A 23,799-nucleotide genomic window follows, 5' to 3' on the forward strand; every position below is an offset into this window, starting at 1 on the left:
GGTCCGTTGGAGCTTGAACTTCTGTTAGCTATCTCGTGGTCGCACTCACATACTTCAGGCCACAATTTTATTAATCGAGTCTGTGTCGAAACCATGGGCTTTTAATATTTTAAGCGCTTTTTGTTTATCGTTGATTTTTGCTTTGTCAAACTCGTCAAGAAGTCCACTCACGAGCAACCGTTCCTTAACAGTCATTCCAATAAAATTTATTGATTTGTTGGAAATTGCAATGTCGATCCATTTATGGTTAACAAGAGTTTGATATTGGCCCCATTGCGGCGTGCCATTTTCTCTGCCTTTCACTTTTGTAGGCATAATGAAATCGTCTTGACAACCCGTGCATGGTTCTGAAATAATAATCCAGTCGTCTTCATGAATATTGTAGGTCTCAGCGCAATGATTTTCGGCCTCCTCGATCGTATCAAAAGTATAGTCTGAGATAGAGGACGTGTCATTTACACAATCAAAACCAAAAAGATAGACGGTGTCTGAGGAAACATAAGTGATGAGTTTTTTAATTTTGTCAAATGTGTCTATGAATGCCACTTTTCTCATTGTGTTCTGTTTTACGGAATGTCTGTCCTCCGCCTCCCGATTTCTATTGTAAGCGATGCCGCTCCTCTTTACTAGTAGCTATCGCGAGTGAAGCTAAAAATAAATTACGCAAAAGCAAAACTGTTTCACACCGAAGGCGCCAAATTTAAATTGCTTTTGCATGCGCGATGCGGTCTCTCGTCCGCGGTGGCGACAGTTTGCTGTTATAGGCTGCAAAAGTCATCTATTCTTCAATAACGCATTGTTTGTCTCGGTTAAAATTTTGAACTATTTAATTTTTAGAATAAAAGATCTATCTAAGAAATAAGTAGTATTACCTCTCCGATAATAGAGATTTTGTATTAAACAGATAGCATTTTCACTAATAGGGCTTTGTCCACTCACAGATTTAGATAGACGAGGGATGTCAAGTCTGTTTGTTAAGTTATAATATGTAAGTGTGTCATTAGATATTATATATGCTGTCAATGCGCAAAAATCAATTCGCTTATTTTTCGATTTAATATAAATATTTATTTCGTTTTTCGTATAGTCTAAAGGAATGCTATCAATATAAGAATACAAAGCCATTTCGGACGGAAGACAATTAGGCGAATTCGAAGCTGAAACCACTTGTTCATCATATCCTTCGTCTGGAGATATCAAATAGTGATATTGCTTTCTGTCGGTGCATTTGAATGAGACTGTTTTTTTTGCACCTTCTTGTTTATATTCACTCGGAAGTAGTATCGTCGCCGGCTGAATATTAGGATAAAATACAGAAGCTTTTTCAAGACGAAATTTATGCTTACCAATAAATAAAGTGTCTGAAAAGTTTTTCTGACCGAATGCAGTTGTTGTCAGGACGACTATGTAAATTACTATTTTTTGTCGCATATTTTTTGTCTTCTGGCCTTTGGTCTGTCCGCCGTTGTTACCTCTAAGGGACCGCAGCTAGGCGCCGGCGAAAAACGCTTTCGTACATGCTAATCCCATAGCCATCGGGAGTGAAGTTAAAATATTTTGAGCAAAAGCAAACACTATTTCTGTCCGCGAATCGGCCCGCTTTAATCAGTTTGCTTTTGCATCTTAGAATATCCGGCTGGCGCCACTGCAACGTGTGAGGTGGAGCCATTATTGTCAAGGATTGGTGTCAAAGCCATAAAATAAAAAGCGGTTGTCCTTTTTTATGAATAGAAAAATATGTCCGCCGCCTTCATGTCTTGGAGATATTTCATTTGGTTTAAATGTAAAGAAGAATATTTCATACAATATGAAAGATTCTTCTGTCTTTTGTGATACGTTTTTTGGTTGATGCTCTTTGGATAAAAATCCGAAAATATCTTTTTCGTCCGCTTTTATAACCGTCTCAAGTTTTGAATCCTTAAACCAACTGTAAAATGAATTGATGAACGAATCAACAGGCACAACATAATTTGTCGCAGGAGTGTCCCGCATTGTGCATGGAATACAATGAATTAATGGGAGAGAATTGTTTTTTATCTCGAGGATATTTTTGTCCGTAAGATATTTAGAATATTTAGTCCAGGTATCTAGAAGAGAAATAGAGTCGGTGGCACTTAATTTAATGTTCCCTTGTCCAAAGAGTTTGATTGTCCAAAAGAATATGATGATGAGTATGTAAATTCGTCGTGTCATAGGTGCAGCTAACGTTTTTGGGCTTGGCGAAGTGAAAAACCTTATATCCGCGTTTGATTTTATGTCAAGTGTCTTCATTTATTTTTTTTCGTTTTCGGTAGTCTTACCATTACCGGTATCGTACCGCAGAAAGACGCCGGCGAAAAAACAATTTGACACTGTGCTGATGCCGATAGCTATCAGGAGTGAAGTTAAAATAAAATACGCATTCGCAAAAAACTAAAAAGGTCTGCGAAGCAGGCAATATATTTTGCAAATGCATGCACACATGTCCGCTGGCGCCACGATTGCTGTTAGCGGGTCGTGCTTTATAATTTCAGGTCATAAATTTGGTCATTGTCTATGTCGTACTGAACAGACCACCAGCAGTCTTTTGTGTCGTCATTTGTGAACTCGACTTTTTTCCATTCGTCGTGTCCGCCGCAACGTACAGCAACGAATTCAATTTTAATAATTTTGTCGCCCTCTATACTTGTCCTTCCGAAATAACGTCTTTTATACCATTTTAATTGATCTTGGAGTGGAACTTTTTTGTCAAGGCTAGTTGTATAAATTTTTTGGTTGTCCGCTGTTTTCGCGTCAAGATATTCTAATAGTCTCTGCTCTGCCTTTTCAATTTGTCTGGTTGACGGTTTAATGAAATGTCTTTTTCTCGAGGGTCGTTGTCGAACGTAACGGAGTCTGGTCGACTTATTTTTGAGTCGGTGCAACTTATAAAAAGTCCGATTGTCAATATGATGAGTGTCTGTCTAAGCATGCCCACTAACTACCCGCTAAACGCCACTTTATCATTTACAAGAATTTCAATTAATTAAAATTGACTCTCCTTCGGGTAAACTAAAAATATAAAATTATTTTGTGCTTTTTTTTTAGGATAACAAAAAACCTACCGCCCCTTAATCCTAACTTTTCTATCCCGGCCCCAGGCAACAAAAATCGCAAGAAAGGCAAAGAAAATATTGATCCCGATCTGCGAACTTTCTCCGCGGTTGATGTGAAAAATACTCGCACCGATCATAAGTGCTAAAATAAAATAAGCCGTCACAACCACCAGTTGTGGACGAATGCGAAGCAAAGAAGGAAGAAGTATTCCGAGGCCCGCCAGGAAATCTACAAAGGCGCTGAACTTTACAAGGCCCGCATTTTTAGCCGTCCACGGCCACATCACAGCTAGTTCGTCTGCTGGCTTAAAAAGTTTCGTGCAGGCAGCCCAGAGTAAAGTTGCCGCTAAAAGTGCTTGTGCCATCCAGAGAAGAACATTTAAGAGTTGAGATGTTTTGTTTTCTGTTGTCATGAGCTCTGATTTTTAGCGGTTAATTTAAAAAACTCTAGAACGGTGGTTCATTAAAATCTTCAATGTCATTTCTCTTAATGATATCCGGAGCAGGCGTATCTTCAATACGATCCCAGTTTTTAGAAGCAACCGTTTTGGTACCGTTGTTATTTAAGAAGTCATCGTTTTGTTGTAAAGGACCAGGATTATTCTGATTGTAAATAATATCCTGACCTTCTGTATAATCTAAATCGGCAAACTTCGCGTACTGACCAATAAAACGCAGCTTCACAGTTTCCAAAGACCCGTGCCTGTTCTTGGCAATAATCACTTCCGCGCGCCCACGCGTAGGTTCGTTGTTTTCGTCAACCTCCAAACCGTAATACTCCGGACGGTAAATAAACATTACCATATCGGCATCCTGTTCAATAGCTCCCGATTCACGTAAATCACTCAATTGCGGACGTTTGCTGCCTCCCGGTCTGTTCTCTACCTGGCGACTCAACTGCGATAAGGCAATGATTGGAATCTCTAACTCCTTAGCCAAACTTTTTAAACCACGCGAGATCTGAGAGATCTCCTGTTCACGGTTTCCTTTAGCATCCGGACCCCCACTCATTAACTGTAAGTAGTCAATAATGATCAGCTCTACTTTATGGTTCTCAACCAAACGACGCGCTTTAGCACGCAATTCAAAAATAGAGAGGGCCGGCGAATCGTCTATGTATAAAGGCGCTACAGCCAACTTTTTAATACGTTCGTTCAATTGAACGAATTCATGATTATCTAAATTTCCTTTTAAGATCTTATCCTGCGAGATCTCTGTTTCACTGGAGATCAAACGTTTTACCAACTGAAGACTGCTCATCTCTAAGCTGAAGATCGCAACCGGCTTATTAAATTCTACCGCCGCATTTTTCGCCATCGAAACAACGAAGGCCGTTTTTCCCATACCGGGACGGGCCGCAAGAATCAATAAATCTGATTTCTGCCATCCCCCTGTAATACGGTCCATGGCCGTAAAACCGCTGGGCACACCTAAGAGACCATCTTTTTGGTTCGCTGCACTTTCAATTTCGGTGATCGCTTTTGCAATAAGCGTACTCATCTTATCGTGTTGTTTACGCACGTTAGAATCGAGAATTTCAAAAATATTCTTTGTTGTCTCGTCCAGTAATTCAAATACATCGGTACTGTCTTCGTAAGCCGATTTAATAGTTTCGGTGCTTAAACGAATAAGTTCGCGTTGTAAATATTTTTGCGCCACAATACGGGCATGAAATTCAATATTAGCAGAAGAAGCAATACGGTTGGTAAGAGCCGATACATAGTACGAACCACCCACAATCTCTAATTCTCCGGTACGCTTTAATTCCTGCGTCACTGTCAGAATATCCACAGGTTCTGAACGGTTAAACAACGAAATCATAGCGGCAAATACCCGGCTGTTTTGCTCTTTGTAAAAAGCTTCCGGACTTAAAATATCAATAACGGTACTCAATGCTTCTCTTTCAAGTAACATGGCACCTAGTACAGCTTCCTCAAGTTCTACAGCTTGTGGCGGTAATTTTCCTATTTCATTCGTGTTGGGGGCAGATGAAGTTAAAATGCGTTTACGTGTTTTATTCTGATTATCCTGATTCATAAATTTTGTGTGGAGGGCAAAAGTGCGAAAAAAAGAGCCATATTAAATTTACGAAAATCCCATCTTTCTTAATAAGTTGTGCATAAGTATTGTTTCTATGTCAAAGCCCATGAGCAGTGGGGTTTAAGGCTTCCTGCTTCTGTTAATAAGATAAAAAGTCAATTTTGAACAGCAACTGTGTTAGGTAAATGTTAATTGTTTAAGCGCTTTCATTTCCAGGTATTTAAACGTTTCCGAAAGATTTAATTTGTATTTGAAATGAAAAAACTCTATCTCTTTAAGCTAAAATACCCTCATCAGTAGAAATTATTCAGATGCTTAAGGAGAATTATGGGGGCGCCTCCCCCTGAAGCAGAAAGGCCTTCTTCTCTCTTTTCGTTTGGGCCTTTCCCTTCAGGGGGCCCGGCCCTCTGCTGTATCCCGCTTGCCTGGCCTAAGAGCGGTTCGTTTTGTGCAGGGTCTTTGCCCTAAGGGTCAAAGCCGCTGCCAAAATACCGCTCTAAGGCTAGTCTGCACGGGGATGCCGCGCCGGTCCGTGGCGCTAAAATCCATCAAGAAACAAATTTCGATAATAGGTAAAAACTTTGGATAAAGTTCAGTGCTGGTCCATCACACTTCTGACCTCGTAAACCAAGATCATGCTCTTAGTTTAATAGCTAAAAGAATAACAGAGATATAGTTTTATATCCTTTGAAGCAAAGCTTCAAATCCTATGGATCCCTGAATAAGCCGTTGGTCGGTCAATCTATGCTATCTATGTTTTTATGTGGTTAAATTTTTGAGTAAGAGTAATAAATAAGCGTCAAAGCAATACATGCACCTTAGTCTTTCCGGGAACAAATTCGGAAACACATTTCTGCGGGCTCAGCAATTTCATTTGCAGGGCAATATTTTCAAGTTTACTCTCGAGCAACATTTTTTTATACTGCCAGAGCTTTAATTCCTGTTCCTCCTGTAGCGATAATTTTTTTTCAGATGAATTAAGACGCATCGAAGAAAAATTCAGAATCTGTTCATCGGTATTTATAAAATCGGTGACGCCAAGTTGAAATACTTCGCAGATCCTAAGAATGATCTGGTCCGAAAAATGTTTTTTTCCGTTTTCAAGATCGCTGTATTGCTGTTGACTCGATAGATTTAATGAACAGGCCAGTGTAAATTGTTTTATCTTATTAGTTTCCCGCAGTTGTTTTAAACGGGCGGCGTAAATTTTGTCTCTCTTGCTAAGCATATTTTTTTTACGGATTTTCTTTGTAAAATAATTTTATCTCTAAAACCCATTGCTTTTTTGCTTGCCGTGCTTTTTTAAGAAAATAAGTATTAGCATGCAGTTTGGGCATTTGGGTAAGCACAAATTCTAAGTTAAAATTAAAACATTTTTTTTAGTTTAAAGATGCCTTACGGGTTTTTTCCGTGAAAAACCCCCGGGGGAAAATTGCTTTTAACTTTTTTGTGATCGTAACTTGCAAGCGGTTAAAAGTTTTGTAGGTACCCAAAATGTTAATCGGGCGGAAGCGAAAAGCCTGCATGAGCAAAGAGTAGCAAATTATTTAAAATCAGTAAAAATGGAAATTAAAAAACTAAGCTTAGCTGAATTAAAAGCTAAAGCAAATGCCGTAACAACTGCAGAAGCCTTAAACGCAATTAAAGGTGGTGCCCAAGTTAAATGCCATTACCCAATTATTGAACCGATAAAATGCGAGTTACCTACAATGAAAGAATAATTTGCTAGAATTTTGACAGGGAGGTGCAACCGCATCTTCCTGTTACTTTATCCCCCGGTTGTTATGAATTATTTTTGTGTGTTAATATTCATTACCTGTATCCTTACAAGCTCCGCGCAAACTGAGTCTTCTTTGCTGATAGGGGCAACCACCGAAAAAAAAACATACAGCGCCAATTTCACAGCCATAAAAAATCTTCTTGAAACTTACAATGCCGCCATTCTTGAAAACCCGACCTATGTCGGCAGCGAATGGGCTCCCAAAGTCTTAAACGAATACACTATTCCAGATTACTTGCTTAAACAAGAAATCTCAGCGTACAGATCCAAATTCCAGATTAAGCCAAACCTTATGTACATTTTTAAAATGGACAGTTGTTGGGTTGCTCAAATGGCTTATCATTTATATGACGGCACTGAATTTAAAGGTCTGCTTTGCGTTTATAACTTCGGAGTTACAAAAATTCAAAGTGACTTTAAGCTGGTCCCTTATGCTCAGCTTCAAAAATTTAAACAGGGCAAAACAAAAACCATCTCTTATTACAGTCACGAAAATTCAGTTCTTTCAGCCAGTAACATCGATAGTCTTGAGAATTATAATAATTTCCTGTCAAGAGTTTTAAAAACCCCCGTAATTTCTTTTAAATGCTATAACTATCTGAATTTTGCGGAACTCAACATTTGCAATGGATTGATAGCAGGAAATTTTTCACATGCCATTTCTGAAAATGCTTATACGGATATTTATAACAGCATTATTCATACCACCAGTTTTGAAAGCCTTTTTCACGAAAGTACGCATCTTTACAACCATCAGTTAAATCCAGTTATGCACCCCTGCATCGATGAGGGTTTGGCTTGTTATTTTGGTTCCTGTCAGAAAAAGCCCTACACTTTTCACCTGGCTGTTTTGCAGAACTATTTGCAACTGCACCCGGAAATAAACTTAAACAACACACTCTACTACCACAAAGATTTTATCAGCCAGGAGAGCAGTTTCGAAACGGATATGGGCAGTCTGCTTGCAGCTATGGCCTTTGGCCGATGGGGTTACGCGGGTATTCTGAAACTCACTTCCATAAATTCCGGCAATGAAGAATTTTATGCCGGCATTACTAACTTATTTAACGTAAAACGCGAAGACCTCAATGTGTTTTTGCGCGATGAATTAAAAAAATACACCAATGGCAGCAATAAAAGCGATTAACCTGGAGCGCATCAACACGGGCAAAGCACATTTTGCCGAGCTCATAAAAATTTTATTCTATAAAGCCAACAGCGATCTTATAGAACTTTTAGATCTGGACAGAGATGAGATTTTCCTGGATCCTTTGATTTACGCTTATTTTAGTGATGCAAATGGCGCAGAGAAAACAACCTTAGAACAATTGATATATGGCTATATAGCCGATGATCTAAAGCCAGAACGCATTCCTTTGCTCTTTGATGAAGAGGGGATGACTTATCTTCCGGAGATAGGTTATTTCAAAGCTTTGGAAAACATTAAACCTTTTCAGCGCTATTATTTTTCAGGCAAAAATTCCGGAACCTATACGATCTCTTCCCAGGGGGGTGAGCCTTTAAAACTAAGATTCTTTTCGCGCCAGTTTGCAGATGCAGAAAATAAAATAGAACTCATCCGCTTTCAGCATCCTTTGCTTAAATCTTACTTCACATCCAACTGGCCGGGTAACGAAAGAGAAGGTCAGCCTGCAGACATTGAAGTGAACGAGATCACCCAATATCATACGGCGAATGTAAAAGATGCTCTCCATTTTCTAAAGACGAACTACAACGCGATCTATGAAACACTGGTAGCGACTAACAGGCGGTTTATGATTTTTCAAAATATGGATTGTCTCTGTTTTACCCATCAGAATTTACTCGGTATTTCTTTTTTCAGTACTTCCCATGAACATACGCGTGTCTTTTTTATGGAAGAAATCCTGCACCAGGGTTCTCACAATATTTTTAATACCATGCACGATGATAAATTCCGTTACTTTAAATTAAATGTGGAAGAGGAGCGTCTTGGTGATCACATCGGTTTGCCGGAAGAGCATCGGACAATCTATAATGTCTTCCATGGCCTGGTGACGGTTACGCACAGGCTTATCTGTTACAAAGAAATGGTCGAAAAAAATCAGCTAAAAGATTCAGAAATGCACGAGCTTTATGGGCGTTATTGCGATCAATACAAAAGATTCAACACTGGAATTGAATTGTTGGAGAGCGATAAAGTTTACACCGAACAGGGCAAAGAGCTTTTTAACGAAATGAGAACGAAAGGCAGCGAAGCTCTGGACTATTTCAAAGATAAAGCAACCGTCTACAATCTCAGTAACCAACCCTGGGAATTTAACTACCTTTTATTTAAAGAACTCAACACTTTATAATTTATGATCAAAAACTTTTTTCTCATCCTGTTTCTGAATTGTGCTTTGGCGTTTGGCCAGACTAAAATTATATTTTCCAATGTGAACGTGGTGGACGTGGAGAACGGAAGTCTTATTAAGAATACGAATGTTATAGTGGAAGAAGGAAAAATTAAAACTATCTCTCCCGATCTCAAAAAAGTAAAAATTTCTAAATATAAAGTGATAGACTGTTCAAATAAGTACATGGTGCCTGGTTACATTGATTCTCACGCCCACCTGCCTTCGGGTGAAAGTCCTTATGACTATGACACTTATTTTTTATCTTATTTAGCGAATGGTGTAACTAGTTTAAGAGTATTAAGATTTGATGCAAAGAACGAGACCTTTCGTGATAGCGTCACTAAAAAAAAATATCTCGGAACAAATTTATTTTTGACTCAGCCACCGATTACGAAGTTTCTGGGTTACGATGCTTTCAAAAAACAAGTAGATACCTACAAAAGCCGGGGTTACGATTTTGTGAAATATTTATGTTGTCTGAATAAAAAACAGTTGGACAGTATTTCTATGATCCTGAATGAAAAATCTATTCCTCTGGTAGGACACGTGCATAACGAGGGAGCCCTCTTTACTATACAGCATAAATTCAGGAGTTTGGAACATCTGGAACCTTTTGTAAAACCCCTAAAAAGAGATTCTGCTGCCACCTACGATCTGGCCAAGGCCATGAAAGAAAACAATACATTTATATGTCCTACTTATTTCTGGTACTATTATTCCTGGGATCAATTTTCAAAAGAAGAGATCTATGCATATCCGGAATTAGAGTTTGTTCCCGCATCGGTAACGGCTTTGTGGAAAAAGGAATTTGAAGAATACGAGGCTTCTTTTATTATCGCAAAGAGAGAGCAGTATAAAACAGAACGAGAAGTTTTTAAATCGGATCTTCAAAAGTTTGATCGTTTTGCAAATTACCTTAACAAAAGTGGAGTTAAATTGTTAGTGGGATCGGATGATCAATCCTTCGGAGTGCCCGGATTTGCTTATCACCGGGAGATAGCTTATTTCAAAAATGCAGGGATTCCGAATGCAGATATTCTTAAAGGCATGACCAGTTACGGGGCAGAATGTCTTTCGCAAGACAAAACCTTGGGAAAGATAAAAGAAAATTATAAGGCAGATCTGGTTATATTAAATGATAATCCTCTGGACAATACAGAACATCTGAAAAATATCTCGGCAGTGGTAAAGTCCGGAGACTACTACGAGATCAGCCAGCTCCGATCAAAATTGAAAAATGCAGTGACTAAAGCGAACGGTAAATAAATGGCAAAAAAAATTCAGTTTTATAAACAGTTAGATCAAATGGATTGCGGTCCCACCTGCCTGCGAATGGTGGCTAAATTTCATGGCATGACGGTTTCTGTGGATGACCTGAGAGACAGAGCCTACATCACGCGGGAAGGTGTTTCCTTCTCCGGACTCGCCGAGGCCGCTGAGGGCATTGGCTTTAGCGCTATGGCATTTAATATTGGCTTTGAGTCTTTAAAGAATGATGTTCCCTTGCCATGTATCGCATACTGGCGCCAACGTCATTTTGTTGTAGTGCACGCTATAGATAAAAAATATGTGCATGTGGCAGACCCTGCTTTCGGAATGATCAGGTACTCGCATGAAGATTTTAAAAAGAGTTGGTTGCCTTACCGCGGAACAAGACAAGAGGACGAAGGATTGATCATGGCTATAGAACCGGGCTCTGATTTTTCTCCGGATATTTTTGCAGAAAAAGTAACTACAAAAAATAAATTCGCTTTCCTTTTTAAATATTTCAAACCTCACAATAAATATATTGTTCAATTATTCTTAAGTCTGATCATTGGAACACTTCTTCAATTGGTATTTCCTTTCCTCGCGCAAGTGGTGGTAGACAAAGGGGTAAATCTCCGTGATCTTAATTTTATTTACCTGATCCTGATCGCACAATTAACCTTATTTATTTCAGGAACGCTTGTAGATATCATAAGGGCCTGGATCCTTTTGAATATAACTTCCCGCATTAATATTCAACTGGTCTCTGATTTTATTAAAAAACTGATGCGCCTTCCAGTTTCTTTTTTTGAGTCTAAAAACATGGGCGATCTTTTAAACCGGATGCAGGATCATCAACGCATTGCCAATCTTTTATCGACGAGTTCTCTCAGCGTTATTTTTGGCATCGTTAATATTATTTTATTCGGCATGGTGCTGGCTTTTTTCAACATGACCGTTTTTTTTGTATTTCTTGCGGGTTCTTGTTTATATGTGACCTGGGTAATGCTGTTCATGAAAAGGCGCGCCTTACTCGATTACCAGTACTTCGATCAGTCCTCTGGAAATCAAAGCGGTTTCTTATCGATCATAAATGGAATGCAGGAAATTAAACTGAACAATTCTGAAAAGAAACACCGCTGGCAATGGGAAGCTTCGAAGATCCGCCTCTTTAACCTGAGTGTGAAAAATTTGTCACTCGCTCAAATACAAAACATTGGCGGCGTTTTTATCAATGAAATAAAAAATATCATCATTACCTTTCTGTCAGCCAGAGCTGTTATAAACGGTGAGTTAAGTATTGGTGGAATGATGTCGGTACAATACATCCTTGGTCAATTGAATTCTCCAATAAACAACCTGATAGTTTTTATCCAGACCCTGCAAACCGCTCTCATAAGCGTAGAGCGTGTTTCAGAAATTCATGATAAGGAGGATGAGGACGATGTGACGCAAACAAAGCTAACCACTTTAAAAGCAGACAAGTCGATTATTTTTCAGAATGTGAGTTTCAGATATGGGGCCAGCAACATGCCTTTGGTTTTAAATAATCTGAATTTTATGATCCCGCAGGGCAAGGTCACAGCCATTGTGGGTGCAAGTGGCAGTGGTAAGACAACCCTGCTTAAAATATTACTTCGCTTCTATGCTGTGAATGAAGGAACTATTCTGGTGGGAAATAGTAACATCCATAATTATAACATTCAGTTCTGGCGAAGTAAATGTGGGATCGTGATGCAGGATGGGTTCTTGTTTCCGGATAGTATCGCGAAAAATATAGCTGAATCGGAAGTGGACAATGCTATTGACAAAGAAAGACTTTATCATGCCGCTCATATTGCCAACCTTACTGAATTCATAGAAAGTTTACCGATGGGCTATAATACAAAAATCGGATCAAACGGCGCCAATTTGAGTGGCGGACAAAAACAAAGAATTTTAATTGCCAGAGCCGTTTATAAAAATCCTGATTTCCTATTCTTTGATGAAGCAACCAGTGCCCTGGATGCGAACAATGAAAAAGTGATCATGCAAAACCTGGAAGAATTTTACAAAGGTAAAACCGTTATCATAGTGGCCCATCGTTTAAGTACTGTTAAGAATGCCGATAAGATCATTGTCCTCGAAAAGGGGGCTATTCGCGAAGAGGGCAGTCACATTAACCTTGTGGACAAACGTGAATTGTATTATACCTTAATTAAAAATCAATTGGAACTGGGAAACTGATGGAAGAGCTGAAGGGAAAAATAAATGATGTAAACGAAGAAAGCGAATTCGTGCGGGACGTGCTGGAAAAACAACCCTCCTGGATGTTGCGGTTTGGACTTATTTTATTTTCTTCCACCGTTCTTCTTGTTTTTGTTTTTCTCTATTTTATAAAGTACCCGGATGTATTAACCGCAGATATCACGCTTACCACTTTGAACCCACCTGTAATTATGGTTGCTAAAAACAATGGTAAACTTGTAGCGCTTCTTGTGAAAAACAAAGACCTGGTTAAGAAAGAGCAGACTATCGCCGTGATAGAGAACACAGCGAATTACCTGGACGTTCTGAAGCTTTCAAAAAGTTGTGAAACCCTGGCAAATCAACTGAAAACAAAAGATACACTGACATCTTATTTCATAAAGGAAGGTTTAAAAGTAGGGGAGTTAACGCCCACTTATTTGCTTGCTTTAAAATCTATAAAAGATCTGAGTCTTTACAACACTGTAAATTCATACAAGAGACAAATAGAATTATTGCAAAATGATTTGTTTAACTACAACGATCTTCTCGCCAAATATAAACGCCAGGAGGCAATCAATAAAGAACAACTAAAACTATCGCAGACCGATTATAACCGCGACAATTCTTTGTTTGAAGACAAAGCAATTTCTGCCCGGGAGTTGGAAAACAAAAAAAAGGAATATTTGACGGCTCAAAACAACAACGAACAAATACAGATCACCATCTCCAATTGTTTGATCCAGATGAATACTATTGAAAAAAATATTCTTCAGTTAAAAATTCAGGATTACCAGGATCAGTCGCGTTTTAAAAATGAACTTCTACAGAATTTAAAGAGCCTGCAATCGGAAATAAGTAGCTGGAGACAACTCTATTTGATAGAAAGTCCGGTAGAAGGCCACATCTCTTTTTTTAATGTGTGGACTATTAACCAGAATCTCAAAACCGGTGACGAGCTTCTCGCCATTGTTCCCTACCAAAGCGAGCACTTTATCGGTAAATGTTCTTTGCCTGTTTTAAATTCGGGGAAGCTCCAGGTAGGTCAGCATGTAAATATCAAATTAAATAACTACCCCTCTGAAGAAAGCGGCATGCTTCGGGGCACGGTTGAGAATATTTCAGAAATGCCTAACAAAGATAATTTCGCCATCGATGTAAAGTTGAATGAAGGCCTGGTGACGTCTTATAAAAAGAAATTGGTTTATAAGCAGGAAATGAAAGGCAAAGCGGATATTATTACTGAAAATGTTTCTGTTCTGGAACGAATTCTCTTCACTTTTAAAAGACTCCTCGATAAAAATACCTGAGTTTACCGCCAGGCTGATCAATGCTTCGTTTAATTATTTAAATTTACCGGAGTGTTTAAAAAGTCTTTGCATTTATGAAAGTCCTCCTGGCAGATTCCAATCATCCTGTGCTTTATGAAACCCTCAGCGCCGCGGGCATTCAATGCGATCACTATTGGACTAAGTCAACAGAAGAACTCCTTCAAATTCTACCGGAATATGAAGGACTTGTGATAAGGAGTAAGTTCAGGCTCACCAAAGAAGTTCTGGAAAAAGCCACGCACCTTAAGTGTATCGGCAGAGTGGGAGCAGGTATGGAAAACATTGACGTTGCTTTCGCTACTTCAAAACATATTGTTTGTCTTTGTGTGCCGGAAGGTAATCGTGATGCAGTGGGGGAGCAGGCGATCGGAATGTTGCTCATGCTTTTAAATAATTTAAAAAAGGCAGACGCAGAAGTTCGCCAGGGCATTTGGATCAGAGCCGAAAACAGAGGTTTTGAAATAAAAGATAAAACCGTTGGCATTATTGGTTATGGCAATATGGGTTCCGCCTTAGCAAAAAAATTATCAGGTTTTGAATGTAAAATTCTTGCTTACGATAAATACAAAACACATTTTGGCAATGACTATGTAACCGAATCATCGCTTGAAGATCTCTTTGAACAGGCTGATATCCTGAGTATTCATCTACCGCTCACCGACGAGACTCAGTATATGATCAATAGCAGTTTCCTTAAAAGCTTTAAAAAAGAAATATATGTCATAAACACAGCCCGCGGCAAATGTGTAAAAACCGATGATCTCGTAGGGGCTTTAAAATCGGGAAAAGTAAAAGGCGCCTGTCTTGATGTATTAGAATATGAAAAAGTGTCTTTCGAAGGGATAGCTACAGATCAAATGCCTGCTCCCATGAAATTTCTGATAGATTCGGAAAAAGTAATTTTAAGCCCACACATCGCTGGCTGGACGCACGAAAGCAATTATAAAATGAGTAAACTTATTGCGGAAAAAATGATCGCTGTATTGCACCAGAATACTTGATCTCACTGCGCCTTAGTGATCTTAGTGTCTTAGTGCTAGATCTGTATTAGGATAAACTAAAAATTCAAGGTGTAAACCGGACTAGCTACACTATTAGAACGATGCCCTTTAAGATCTATCACAAATCCCGTGAACTTAATAATCTTTTGCGCATCATTTATGCGAAACTCTCTTAGCGGAATAAAAATCTCCCCTTTAATAGACTTTCCTTTGTAGTAACCATTATCCGGCTGTACAATAGTATTGGTGATTCTGAAAGTATCCTGGGTAATAGGGTCTTTATCTACATCAAACTTACCTGTTGCTGTGTTGTAAAAGAAAGGAATAAAAATAACATTCGGTCCCTGGGTGTTATTGTCCATAAAAATATCGCCATCACCATCCTCATATCCCAGGGAGAGCACAGCTGTATCCCTACCTGTAAATTCAGATTTTTGGGCATGCAAAAGATCTTTGTATTCAATTACAGGCACAGGATCTTGGATCAGGCGCAAAATCTGTGGAGTAAAATTTAGGCAAATAGTTTAGAGAGTCTAAATAGGAAGAAATTTACATCTGTAACTCCTCGGTATTGCGCTCTAAAAGCTTTGATTTTCGCATTAAATGATTCGGCTGAGGCATTAGTACTTCTGTTATTAAAGTAGTTTAGTATTCTTTTGTAATTGTTTTCAATGGTTCTGGATAGGGTATTGAAGGTCTTGAACCCAGATTGGGCAACCTCTTCATGCCATTTGGCTAATCTTGTAAACGCATATATTTTCTCTTTTGTATTGCTGTAGATCCAGGATAATTTTTGAGCCAGACCATACGCTTTTTTAATATCAGGATAACGATCAAAAAGTATGTTAGCTCTTTGGGATTGTTCTAAAGTCCAGTTGTGTTCGGCTTTGTAGAGTAAATAGCGGCTTCTTGCGAGTAGTTGTTTGAGAGTCTCACCATTACTTAAAATTTCAGGGACATAAGCTCTTTTGTTTTTCCGGGATTCGTCAATGCCATTATTTTCAGCCTCTATAGCTTCCCAACGATGTCTTATTCTTATTTCCTGGAGTGCTTCGGTAGCTAACTGTTGAACATGGAAGCGATCAATAACCATACTTGCATGAGGAAAACATTTTTTTACGATTAACCCCATGCTACCCGCAAGATCCAGTGTGACTTCACGAACTCTCTTTCTAAGATGTAAGGGGATACTTTGTAGCAATGAGATTATGCTCTCCGAGTGAGTCCCCTTTAAAATCGCAACTATGGTACCCTTCTTCCCTTTTGCCGCTTTGTTGGAGAGGATTGTGTAAAGCTCTGAGTGTGATAAACAGGTCTCATCAATGGATAAATAAGGACCAATGTTTTCAGGAAATATAATTCCTTGTTCGGCTTTATTCTTGTATTTCCAATCGTTATAATCACTTAATTTCTTACGATAGTAACGCTGAAGCTTTTTGCCATTAATGCCGTAAAATGAGCCTATAGTTTTAATGCTATGCGCATGCGTATCAACTAATTTCTTTTAAAAAAGCCGCAAAATCGTTTGTGATTCGCGTCCCTTTTGTAATGATATCCCAATTACGAAAAACTACACTTCCGGTCTCCTCATTAAGCCAGCGACGACGCTTGACATGCAGAAAAACATTGTGCCCCCGAATCGGAAAATCTTGTATAGTTACCTGATCAAAAAAACCTTTTGAAGTTAATCGGACAGTCGCGTACTCAGCAGGAATAGTGCTTATCTCTTGTAAATACAAATCAATGCGCTCGCTTTCTGAGTCTTTTTTATAACCTGTGAGTTCAAAATAATCGCAAATCCCCTCAGGTAATACTATTTTTAAAAAGTCATTGTAGGATGGGTCCATAGTTAGTTTTAGTCCCCGTAAAATTCAGATTATTTTTTCTTCCCCACAACTTTTGCGCCTGATCCAGGATCTTTCGTTTTAGGTTTTACGCAGGAATAAGCAATCAGGCCACTCAAAAATATAATGAGAATATAACGCATCTTTTAAGAATCAATATCTAAATTTACAAAATTAAATAGTTTAAGGACTTTACCGGTTGTTAAAAAACGAAAATAATATCTTTGAAATTAGCTCTGCAGAAGACTTCTTAAAGCAAGCCCTTGAAATTTTTCAGTTTCAATACCGGGAAAATTTGATCTATAAAAAATGGGTTGATCTTTTAAAAGTAAAACCCTCTCAGGTAACAACTCTTGCCGGAATTCCTTTTTTGCCAATAGAATTTTTCAAAAAATTTGAGGTGGTTTCGTCTCCGGTAAATTCTGAAACCGTTCAGTTTACAAGTAGCTCTACCACTTCACAAACGCCTTCTACACATTTCGTAAATCAAATAAATCTTTACGAAAAAAGTTTTTTAAAAAGCTTTGAGCTCTTCTACGGCAGTCCGAAAGACTATTGCATTCTGGCACTATTGCCAAATTACCTGCAGCGTAGCGGGTCTTCGCTGGTTTACATGTGCAAAGACTTAATAGAAAGGTCAGAACACCCGTTCAGTGGGTTTTTTCTGGACAATGTGGACGAGTTGATTGAGAAGATAACTACATTAAAAACTGAAAATCAAAAAATTTTGCTCATTGGGGTCTCTTATGCTTTGATGGATCTTTGTGATAAAAATGTAGCACTCAATTCTAATTTCATTGTAATGGAAACAGGTGGTATGAAAGGCACAAGAAAAGAGTTATTAAAGCCGGAACTACACACTTATTTAAAAAATGGCTTTAGAATAGATACTATTCACAGCGAGTATGGAATGACGGAATTATTAAGTCAGGCCTACAGTAAAAAAGAGGGGTTATTTGAAGCTCCGCCCTGGATGGGCTTTATGACGAGAGAAGTAGACGATCCTTTAAAAATAAGAACCGATCACAAAACAGGGGGCATTAATGTGATTGATCTCGCAAATAGGTATTCCTGTTCTTTTATTGCGACAAAAGATCTCGGGAGAATTAATGCCGATGGAAGCCTTGAATTAATGGGGCGTTACGATCATAGTGATGTGAGGGGATGTAACCTCATGATGGGAGATTTTTGATAATGAACCACTACGACAATAAGGTCACTGAGTTGTACTGAGAAAATTACCGAGTTGTAATGAATTTTAATTATGAGATCAGAACACAAAAAGACTTAGTGCTCCTTGGGTTCTAAGTGCCTTAGTGGTAAAACAGCACTAACCTTGGCGGCCAGCGAGTAAGAACATCACCGCCATACGCACCCACAACCTGCAAGTAAAAACATCACGACCATCCGCACGGCTACAGATTCTTAACCGATATTACAATAAGGTCACTGAGTTGTACTGAGAAAATTACCGAGTTGTAATGAATTTTAATTATGAGATCAGAACACAAAAAGACTTAGTGCTCCTTGTGTTCTAAGTGCCTTAGTGGTAAAAAAGCACTAGCCTTGACGGCCAGCGAGTAAGAACATCACCGCCATACGCACTGCCACACCATTTTCCACCTGTTCAAGAATAATAGATTGTTTGCTGTCTGCTACATCGCTGGTAATTTCAACACCGCGGTTAATCGGTCCAGGATGCATCACGATTATTTTCTTAGATAGGCTGTCGAGTAATTCCTTATCAAGACCATACAGCATGGTATACTCCCTTAAAGAAGGAAAATATTTTATGTCCTGGCGCTCTAATTGAATGCGCAGCATATTTGCCACATCGCACCAGTCAAGAGCTTTTTTTAAATTTGGTTCTACCTCTACACCTAAAGAAGTAATGTATCTTGGAATAAGAGTAGGTGGCCCGCAAACTTTTACAATGGCTCCTAATTTTTGAAGACAGAAAATATTTGAAAGTGCCACACGTGAGTGTAAAATATCTCCAACAATCACAATTTTTTTACCTTTCAGGTCTCCTAATTTTTCCTGCATAGAGAATGCATCCAGCAAGGCTTGTGTAGGATGTTCGTGCGCGCCGTCTCCTGCATTTACAATTTTCGCGTCAATTTTTTTTGACAGGAACATTGCTGCGCCAGGACTCGCGTGACGCATCACGATCATGTCCACTTTCATGGCCAGGATATTGTTTACCGTATCTACAAGCGTTTCTCCTTTTTTTACAGAAGAGTTGGAGGCTGAAAAATTTATAACATCGGCACTTAAACGCTTTTGAGCCAATTCAAATGACAAACGGGTACGTGTAGAATTTTCGAAAAATAAATTCGCAACTGTTAGATCGCGAAGAGAGGGAACTTTTTTAATGGGACGATTAAGTACTTCCTTAAAATTTTGAGCAGTACTTAAGATTAATTCAATATCGTTTTTTGTAATTTGTTTTATTCCGAGGAGATGATTGACGCTTAAATGGCTCATTTTCTTTTTTGAATCCTTCCCGACGACGATCAGGTTAGGGTGAATTTTCAAAAGTTAAAAGTAACTTTTATATTTTACATTCTAAATTATTTTTTCAGGTAGCGGTCTTTAATCACATTCATATGATGTATCGCGTGTCCGCAGGTTAGGAAGCCAATTGCCAGTACCGTAGTCTTTCCTATGGCAGTATTCCCGGCATTTAACAAAGTACCTGGTGAAAAACCTTTAAATAAGGATAGGGTAGCTTTTCTAACTGTTTCAAATTCCTGTAGAATGTCCTCAAGCGTTCTTTCGCTCAGTTCTGCATTAGCGGCATAGTCATTCTCTTCAAAAGATAAAGGTTGCTGAGCATCTCTGCGGGCAAAACGCAATGCCCGGTAAGCGAAAATACGTTCTGTGTCTACCAGGTGCATAATTACTTGCTTAATGGTCCATTTGCCGGGTGCATAAGCGTAATCTTCCATCTCTTTGGGGATAGAGGAAATGAAATTCTGAAGATCTTCCCAGTTACGCGTTAAAGCAAGGTTCACATCTTCCTGGTTCACCAGTGGAATATACTGGCCATAGTATTCCGGATAGGTTCCTTTTTCTGGTCTCATTTTTTAGTAGTGAGTAATTAGTAGTAATAATAAGTACTTAGTATTCTGGTTAAAAATACCTAAGAAAATGTTCTGCTTTTGTGTATAACACCGAAGCGAACTTTGTTCTGCTTTGGTGTTATTTGTCTACCAGCGTTACCTTATCTGCGCCATCTGTTTCTTTCCACTCTACGCGCACATTTTGTGTGGAAATGGAATCGATAGTGATACCAATGTATTTTGCCTGGATGGGAACATTCCTGGAAAGCCTTCTGTCTACCAATACCAGTAACTCTACATCCTTCGGACGGCCGAATGCCAGCATAGCATCCAGTCCGGCACGTATGGTTCTGCCTGTAAAAAGAACATCATCTATCAATACCACATTTTTATCTTCAATAATAAAATCAATATTGGTGCGGTTGGGAATGAGTTCTTTTTTCCGGAAATCGTCGCGGTAAAAAGTCGTGTCTAATTCTCCACAATGAATGTGTTTTGATTTTAAAATGCTTTGCAACTCCTTCTGAATGCGGCGTGCGAGATAAATACCGCGCGGCTGCAATCCAATAATTACCGTTTTACTAAAATCGTTGTGTACCTCAATTAATTGGTGGCACAGGCGTTTAAGGGTAACATCGAATTGGGTTTTTTCTAATAGGATTTTTGGACGCACGGTAAAAACTTTTCAGATTATAAGGTTTAAAGATAAATATTTTCTGCAATCTAAAGAGCTTTGCTGAACTTTGCTTTTTAACCTGTGGAAGTTTTATTCTTTGTTCTTGCTGTCAAGAATAATCGTCACCGGACCTTCATTTACGAGGCCTATTCTCATATCAGCGCCAAATACGCCCGATTTACAAGGCTTTCCTAGTGCAAGTCCTAGTTCAGAAAGAAAGCTTTCGTAAAGAGGAATGGCTTGATCAGGTCGCGCCGCTTTAATGAACGAGGGACGGTTTCCTTTTTTTGTGGAAGCATGTAAAGTAAACTGGCTCACCACTAAAATCTCGCCACCCACTTGTTTTACATCGAGATTCATTTTTCCGTCCGCATCTGAAAAAATTCGCATGTTCACGGCCTTTGCAACCAGGTAAAGCAAATCTTCTTCCGTATCGGCTTCTTCAATTCCAGCTAAAATTAAAAGACCTTTTTGTATAGAAGCGTGAATCTGACCCTCAATAGTAACACTGGCCTCTGCAACTCTTTGAATTAGCAATCGCATGATTTATAATGAACCAAAATTAATCAGCCGCTAAGCTTTCTGTTTGAATTTATTAATAGCGTTTATAGTGAATTCACTTAAAACCAATTTACCACTCATGCCTGCGCGTTCAACCAGTAAAGTATCCCAATTCTCGGTGCCTTCCCACATGATTTTTTTTAGCATAGCCATAGCTTCGGGATTGCTCGCGGCGAGTTTGTTGGCTAATGCATCAATGCCTTTGTCCATCTCCTCAATGGTAGTAAATAACTCCGCGTATAAATTTTTTTCTTTGGCCCATTGCGCTGTTTGAAATTCGGTAGCGTTAATGGTTAACTGACAGAAGGCTGCTGTTCCCACTTTACGTTCAACGGCTGGTCCAACTACAAATGGCCCGATACCAACTGCCAACTCACTTAATTTTACAGCAGCTGCATCGGTTGCAAAAGTATAATCAGCGCTGGACGCAATACCCACGCCACCACCCACAGCCTTGCCCTGTATGCGCGCTATAACAAACTTAGGAGCTTTACGCATAGCATTAATAACCATGGCAAAACCAGAAAAGAAGTGTGTTCCTGTTTCTAAATCTTTAATCGAGATTAATTCATCAAAACTGGCGCCTGCGCAAAAGGTTTTATCGCCTTCGCTTTTTAACACGATAACTTTGGCAGCATCATCTTTTCCTACTTTTTCAATTTCTGCAGCGAGGTTACGTAATTGCGTCCCCGGCATTGAATTGCTTTGAGGATGAAAAAAAGTGATTGTTCCTATCCCGTTTTTTATTTCTGATTTTACGAAGGCTTCCATTTTATTTCGAGTTTCAAGTTTAAATGTTTCGGGTTCTGTGTTTACACAGAACCCGAAATAAAAATAGCTACTATAGAATTGTTATACGATCATCGTCACCGGATTCTCGATAAAGATTTTAAGTGTCTGTAAGAATTGTGCGCCGGTTGCGCCATCTACCGTGCGGTGATCGCAGGCAAGACTCAACATCATGGTGTTGCCAGGAACTACCATGTTGTTTTTCACAACCGGTACTTGTCTTATTGCTCCTACCGATAGTATACAAGAGGCCGGAGCATTGATGATGGAAGTAAAGGATTCAATACCAAACATACCCAGGTTGGAAACTGTAAAAGTATTTCCTTCCCACTCTGCAGGTTGTAGTTTTTTATCTTTTGCGCGTTTACCAAAATCTTTAGCTTCCGCTGAAATTTGCGATAAAGATTTTTGATCGGCAAAACGAATTACCGGAACCAATAAACCGTCTTCTACAGCTACTGCCATACCGATATGGATATGAGAGTTGAAACGTACTTTATCTCCCATCCAACTTGTATTAACTTGTGGATGTTTGCGTAAAGCCGCTGCGCAAGCCTTTATAACTAAGTCATTAAATGAAACTTTAGTGTCAGGAATGGCGTTTATTACATTACGGGCAGCCATGGCGTTATCCATGTCTACTTCGATATTGAGATAAAACACCGGAGTGTTTTGAGTGCTTTCTAATAAACGACGGGCAATGGTTTTACGCATTTGCGAAGCGGGTTCATCTCTGAATTCTTCTTTTCCTAACGGTGCAGAGCTTGTTGCTGTTTTGGCTCCTGAAGCAGAGGCCGCTGCAGGTTTGTAATTTTCAATGTCTGCTTTTGTAATACGGCCGTTTTCAGCAGTACCTTTTACTTTACCGAGGTCAATTCCTTTTTCTTTAGCTAATGCTTTTGCCAAAGGCGACGCCTTTATTCTGCCGTCGGCGCTGGTATGTGTTTCTTCGTCTTTCCCGACTGCGCCCGAAGCGGCATCTGTTTTTTTAGCATCTGAGTCTTTTTCTTCAGACGCTTCTTTCTTTTCAGGAGTTTCCTTTTTCTCTGCGCTTTCTGAAGATGCTTTAGATGAGCCTCCACCAGATTGAACGGATGCTAAAATTGCCTTTACATCTTCATCGCCTTTTCCTAATATCCCAATAATGCTATCTACCGGGGTCGCTTTGCCTTCTTCAATACCCTGGTAAATCAAAACACCATCCTGGAACGATTCAAATTCCATGGTAGCTTTATCAGTTTCAATATCTGCTAATAATTCTCCGCTTTTTACTTTATCGCCAACTTTTTTATGCCATTTCGCAAGAACACCTTCCGTCATAGTATCGCTGAGTTTCGGCATACGCACCACTTCTACCCCTGCAGGTAAAGCTTTTGGGGCACTGCTTTCAGACTTTTTCTCGTCCTTCTCTGCTACGCTCGAAGTGACAGACTCTTTAGATGTAGATTCTTTTTTAACCTCTTGTTTGTTGTCCGACTGCTTACTTTCTCCAGAGCCTCCGTCAAGGAGTCCGCTAATATCTTCCCCTTCTTTTCCTAAAATAGCAATGATAGAATCTACGGGAACAGCTTGTTTTTCCTGTACGCCAATGTGCAACAAAACACCATCCTGGAAAGATTCAAATTCCATAGTTGCTTTATCGGTTTCAATATCGGCAAGCAATTCTCCGCTTTTTACTTTATCCCCAACTTTTTTATGCCACTTAGCAATAACACCATCGGTCATGGTATCACTTAATTTGGGCATTTTTACTACTTCGGCCATACTTTTATTTAATTAGAAATGG

24 protein-coding genes are annotated in these 23,799 nt (G+C 39.1%); 8 read left to right on the forward strand and 16 right to left on the reverse strand.

The genetic code is table 11. The features are described from left to right. Nucleotides 1-54: 54 nt before the first annotated feature. From CNR22_16115 to CNR22_16145, 7 genes are all read right to left on the reverse strand, one after another. Nucleotides 55-555, reverse strand: a complete 501-nt coding sequence (locus tag CNR22_16115) for a hypothetical protein (protein PBQ33233.1) — start codon at nucleotides 553-555, stop codon at nucleotides 55-57. A 267-nt stretch (nucleotides 556-822) separates the two neighbouring features. After that, complete coding sequence (locus CNR22_16120) at nucleotides 823-1,431, reverse strand: hypothetical protein (protein PBQ33234.1); 609 nt, start codon at nucleotides 1,429-1,431, stop codon at nucleotides 823-825. A 243-nt stretch (nucleotides 1,432-1,674) separates the two neighbouring features. Beyond that, nucleotides 1,675-2,193, reverse strand: coding sequence for a hypothetical protein (locus CNR22_16125; protein PBQ33235.1), 519 nt, complete (start codon nucleotides 2,191-2,193; stop codon nucleotides 1,675-1,677). 308 nt (nucleotides 2,194-2,501) lie between these two features. Next, a complete protein-coding gene (locus CNR22_16130; protein ID PBQ33236.1) occupies nucleotides 2,502-2,903 on the reverse strand; it encodes a hypothetical protein in 402 nt (133 codons plus the stop codon). A 176-nt stretch (nucleotides 2,904-3,079) separates the two neighbouring features. Next, nucleotides 3,080-3,487 carry a hypothetical protein gene (locus CNR22_16135; GenBank protein PBQ33237.1) on the reverse strand — a complete coding sequence of 136 codons (408 nt, stop codon included), beginning with the start codon at nucleotides 3,485-3,487 and terminating at the stop codon, nucleotides 3,080-3,082. 34 nt (nucleotides 3,488-3,521) lie between these two features. Further along, nucleotides 3,522-5,111, reverse strand: a complete 1,590-nt coding sequence (gene dnaB / locus CNR22_16140) for a replicative DNA helicase (protein PBQ33238.1) — start codon at nucleotides 5,109-5,111, stop codon at nucleotides 3,522-3,524. A gap of 802 nt (nucleotides 5,112-5,913) precedes the next feature. Continuing rightward, complete coding sequence (locus CNR22_16145) at nucleotides 5,914-6,342, reverse strand: hypothetical protein (GenBank protein ID PBQ33239.1); 429 nt, start codon at nucleotides 6,340-6,342, stop codon at nucleotides 5,914-5,916. A gap of 232 nt (nucleotides 6,343-6,574) precedes the next feature. Here CNR22_16145 and CNR22_16150 point away from each other — a divergent pair, with 232 nt between their 5' ends. The 7 genes from CNR22_16150 (at nucleotide 6,575) to CNR22_16180 (ending at nucleotide 15,078) form a co-directional block, all read left to right on the forward strand. Next, nucleotides 6,575-6,835 (forward strand): hypothetical protein, encoded by a 261-nt coding sequence (locus CNR22_16150; GenBank protein ID PBQ33240.1) that lies wholly within the window; start codon nucleotides 6,575-6,577, stop codon nucleotides 6,833-6,835. Nucleotides 6,836-6,898: 63 nt separating this feature from the next. Further along, entirely contained in the window at nucleotides 6,899-8,041 is a 1,143-nt protein-coding gene (locus CNR22_16155; protein PBQ33241.1) for a hypothetical protein, read from the forward strand. Beyond that, nucleotides 8,019-9,230: a hypothetical protein gene (locus tag CNR22_16160; protein PBQ33242.1), complete on the forward strand. Its 1,212-nt coding sequence runs from the start codon at nucleotides 8,019-8,021 to the stop codon at nucleotides 9,228-9,230. Before CNR22_16155 ends, CNR22_16160 begins: the two co-directional genes overlap by 23 nt. A gap of 3 nt (nucleotides 9,231-9,233) precedes the next feature. Next, entirely contained in the window at nucleotides 9,234-10,538 is a 1,305-nt protein-coding gene (locus CNR22_16165) for a hypothetical protein (protein ID PBQ33243.1), read from the forward strand. Next, nucleotides 10,539-12,746, forward strand: a complete 2,208-nt coding sequence (locus CNR22_16170; GenBank protein PBQ33244.1) for an ABC transporter ATP-binding protein — start codon at nucleotides 10,539-10,541, stop codon at nucleotides 12,744-12,746. It abuts the gene before it with no gap. Beyond that, the gene (locus CNR22_16175; GenBank protein PBQ33245.1) at nucleotides 12,746-14,056 is read left to right on the forward strand and encodes a hypothetical protein; all 1,311 of its coding nucleotides are present in this window, start codon (nucleotides 12,746-12,748) and stop codon (nucleotides 14,054-14,056) included. Before CNR22_16170 ends, CNR22_16175 begins: the two co-directional genes overlap by 1 nt. A gap of 74 nt (nucleotides 14,057-14,130) precedes the next feature. Then, the gene (locus tag CNR22_16180) at nucleotides 14,131-15,078 is read left to right on the forward strand and encodes a hydroxyacid dehydrogenase (protein ID PBQ33246.1); all 948 of its coding nucleotides are present in this window, start codon (nucleotides 14,131-14,133) and stop codon (nucleotides 15,076-15,078) included. Between the two features lie 56 nt (nucleotides 15,079-15,134). Here CNR22_16180 and CNR22_16185 read toward each other — a convergent pair whose 3' ends face one another. Genes CNR22_16185 through CNR22_16195 form a run of 3 tightly spaced genes read right to left on the reverse strand, consistent with a single transcriptional unit; the run spans nucleotide 15,135 to nucleotide 16,925 of the window. Beyond that, nucleotides 15,135-15,572: a hypothetical protein gene (locus tag CNR22_16185; GenBank protein PBQ33247.1), complete on the reverse strand. Its 438-nt coding sequence runs from the start codon at nucleotides 15,570-15,572 to the stop codon at nucleotides 15,135-15,137. A 17-nt stretch (nucleotides 15,573-15,589) separates the two neighbouring features. After that, the gene (locus tag CNR22_16190) at nucleotides 15,590-16,543 is read right to left on the reverse strand and encodes a DDE transposase (GenBank protein PBQ33248.1); all 954 of its coding nucleotides are present in this window, start codon (nucleotides 16,541-16,543) and stop codon (nucleotides 15,590-15,592) included. 25 nt (nucleotides 16,544-16,568) lie between these two features. After that, entirely contained in the window at nucleotides 16,569-16,925 is a 357-nt protein-coding gene (locus CNR22_16195; GenBank protein ID PBQ33249.1) for a transposase, read from the reverse strand. Between the two features lie 196 nt (nucleotides 16,926-17,121). Here CNR22_16195 and CNR22_16200 point away from each other — a divergent pair, with 196 nt between their 5' ends. Continuing rightward, the gene (locus tag CNR22_16200) at nucleotides 17,122-18,114 is read left to right on the forward strand and encodes an acyl transferase (protein ID PBQ33250.1); all 993 of its coding nucleotides are present in this window, start codon (nucleotides 17,122-17,124) and stop codon (nucleotides 18,112-18,114) included. 368 nt (nucleotides 18,115-18,482) lie between these two features. Here the strand turns inward: CNR22_16200 and CNR22_16205 are convergent, their stop codons facing one another. The 6 genes from CNR22_16205 to CNR22_16230 all read right to left on the reverse strand — a co-directional run bounded on the left by CNR22_16205 (nucleotide 18,483) and on the right by CNR22_16230 (nucleotide 23,777). Beyond that, on the reverse strand, nucleotides 18,483-19,409 hold the full coding sequence (locus CNR22_16205; GenBank protein ID PBQ33251.1) for an aspartate carbamoyltransferase: 927 nt from the start codon (nucleotides 19,407-19,409) through the stop codon (nucleotides 18,483-18,485). A gap of 86 nt (nucleotides 19,410-19,495) precedes the next feature. After that, nucleotides 19,496-20,008 carry a damage-inducible protein DinB gene (locus CNR22_16210; protein ID PBQ33252.1) on the reverse strand — a complete coding sequence of 171 codons (513 nt, stop codon included), beginning with the start codon at nucleotides 20,006-20,008 and terminating at the stop codon, nucleotides 19,496-19,498. Between the two features lie 118 nt (nucleotides 20,009-20,126). Then, the gene (locus CNR22_16215) at nucleotides 20,127-20,660 is read right to left on the reverse strand and encodes a bifunctional pyr operon transcriptional regulator/uracil phosphoribosyltransferase (protein PBQ33253.1); all 534 of its coding nucleotides are present in this window, start codon (nucleotides 20,658-20,660) and stop codon (nucleotides 20,127-20,129) included. Nucleotides 20,661-20,753: 93 nt separating this feature from the next. Continuing rightward, nucleotides 20,754-21,206, reverse strand: coding sequence for a D-tyrosyl-tRNA(Tyr) deacylase (locus CNR22_16220; protein PBQ33254.1), 453 nt, complete (start codon nucleotides 21,204-21,206; stop codon nucleotides 20,754-20,756). Between the two features lie 30 nt (nucleotides 21,207-21,236). Continuing rightward, nucleotides 21,237-21,995, reverse strand: coding sequence for an enoyl-CoA hydratase (locus CNR22_16225; protein PBQ33255.1), 759 nt, complete (start codon nucleotides 21,993-21,995; stop codon nucleotides 21,237-21,239). Nucleotides 21,996-22,076: 81 nt separating this feature from the next. After that, nucleotides 22,077-23,777, reverse strand: a complete 1,701-nt coding sequence (locus CNR22_16230; protein ID PBQ33256.1) for a pyruvate dehydrogenase complex dihydrolipoamide acetyltransferase — start codon at nucleotides 23,775-23,777, stop codon at nucleotides 22,077-22,079. Nucleotides 23,778-23,799: the final 22 nt, after the last annotated feature.

The sequence above is a fragment of the Sphingobacteriaceae bacterium genome, from assembly GCA_002319075.1.
Classification (GTDB): domain Bacteria; phylum Bacteroidota; class Bacteroidia; order B-17B0; family Aurantibacillaceae; genus Aurantibacillus.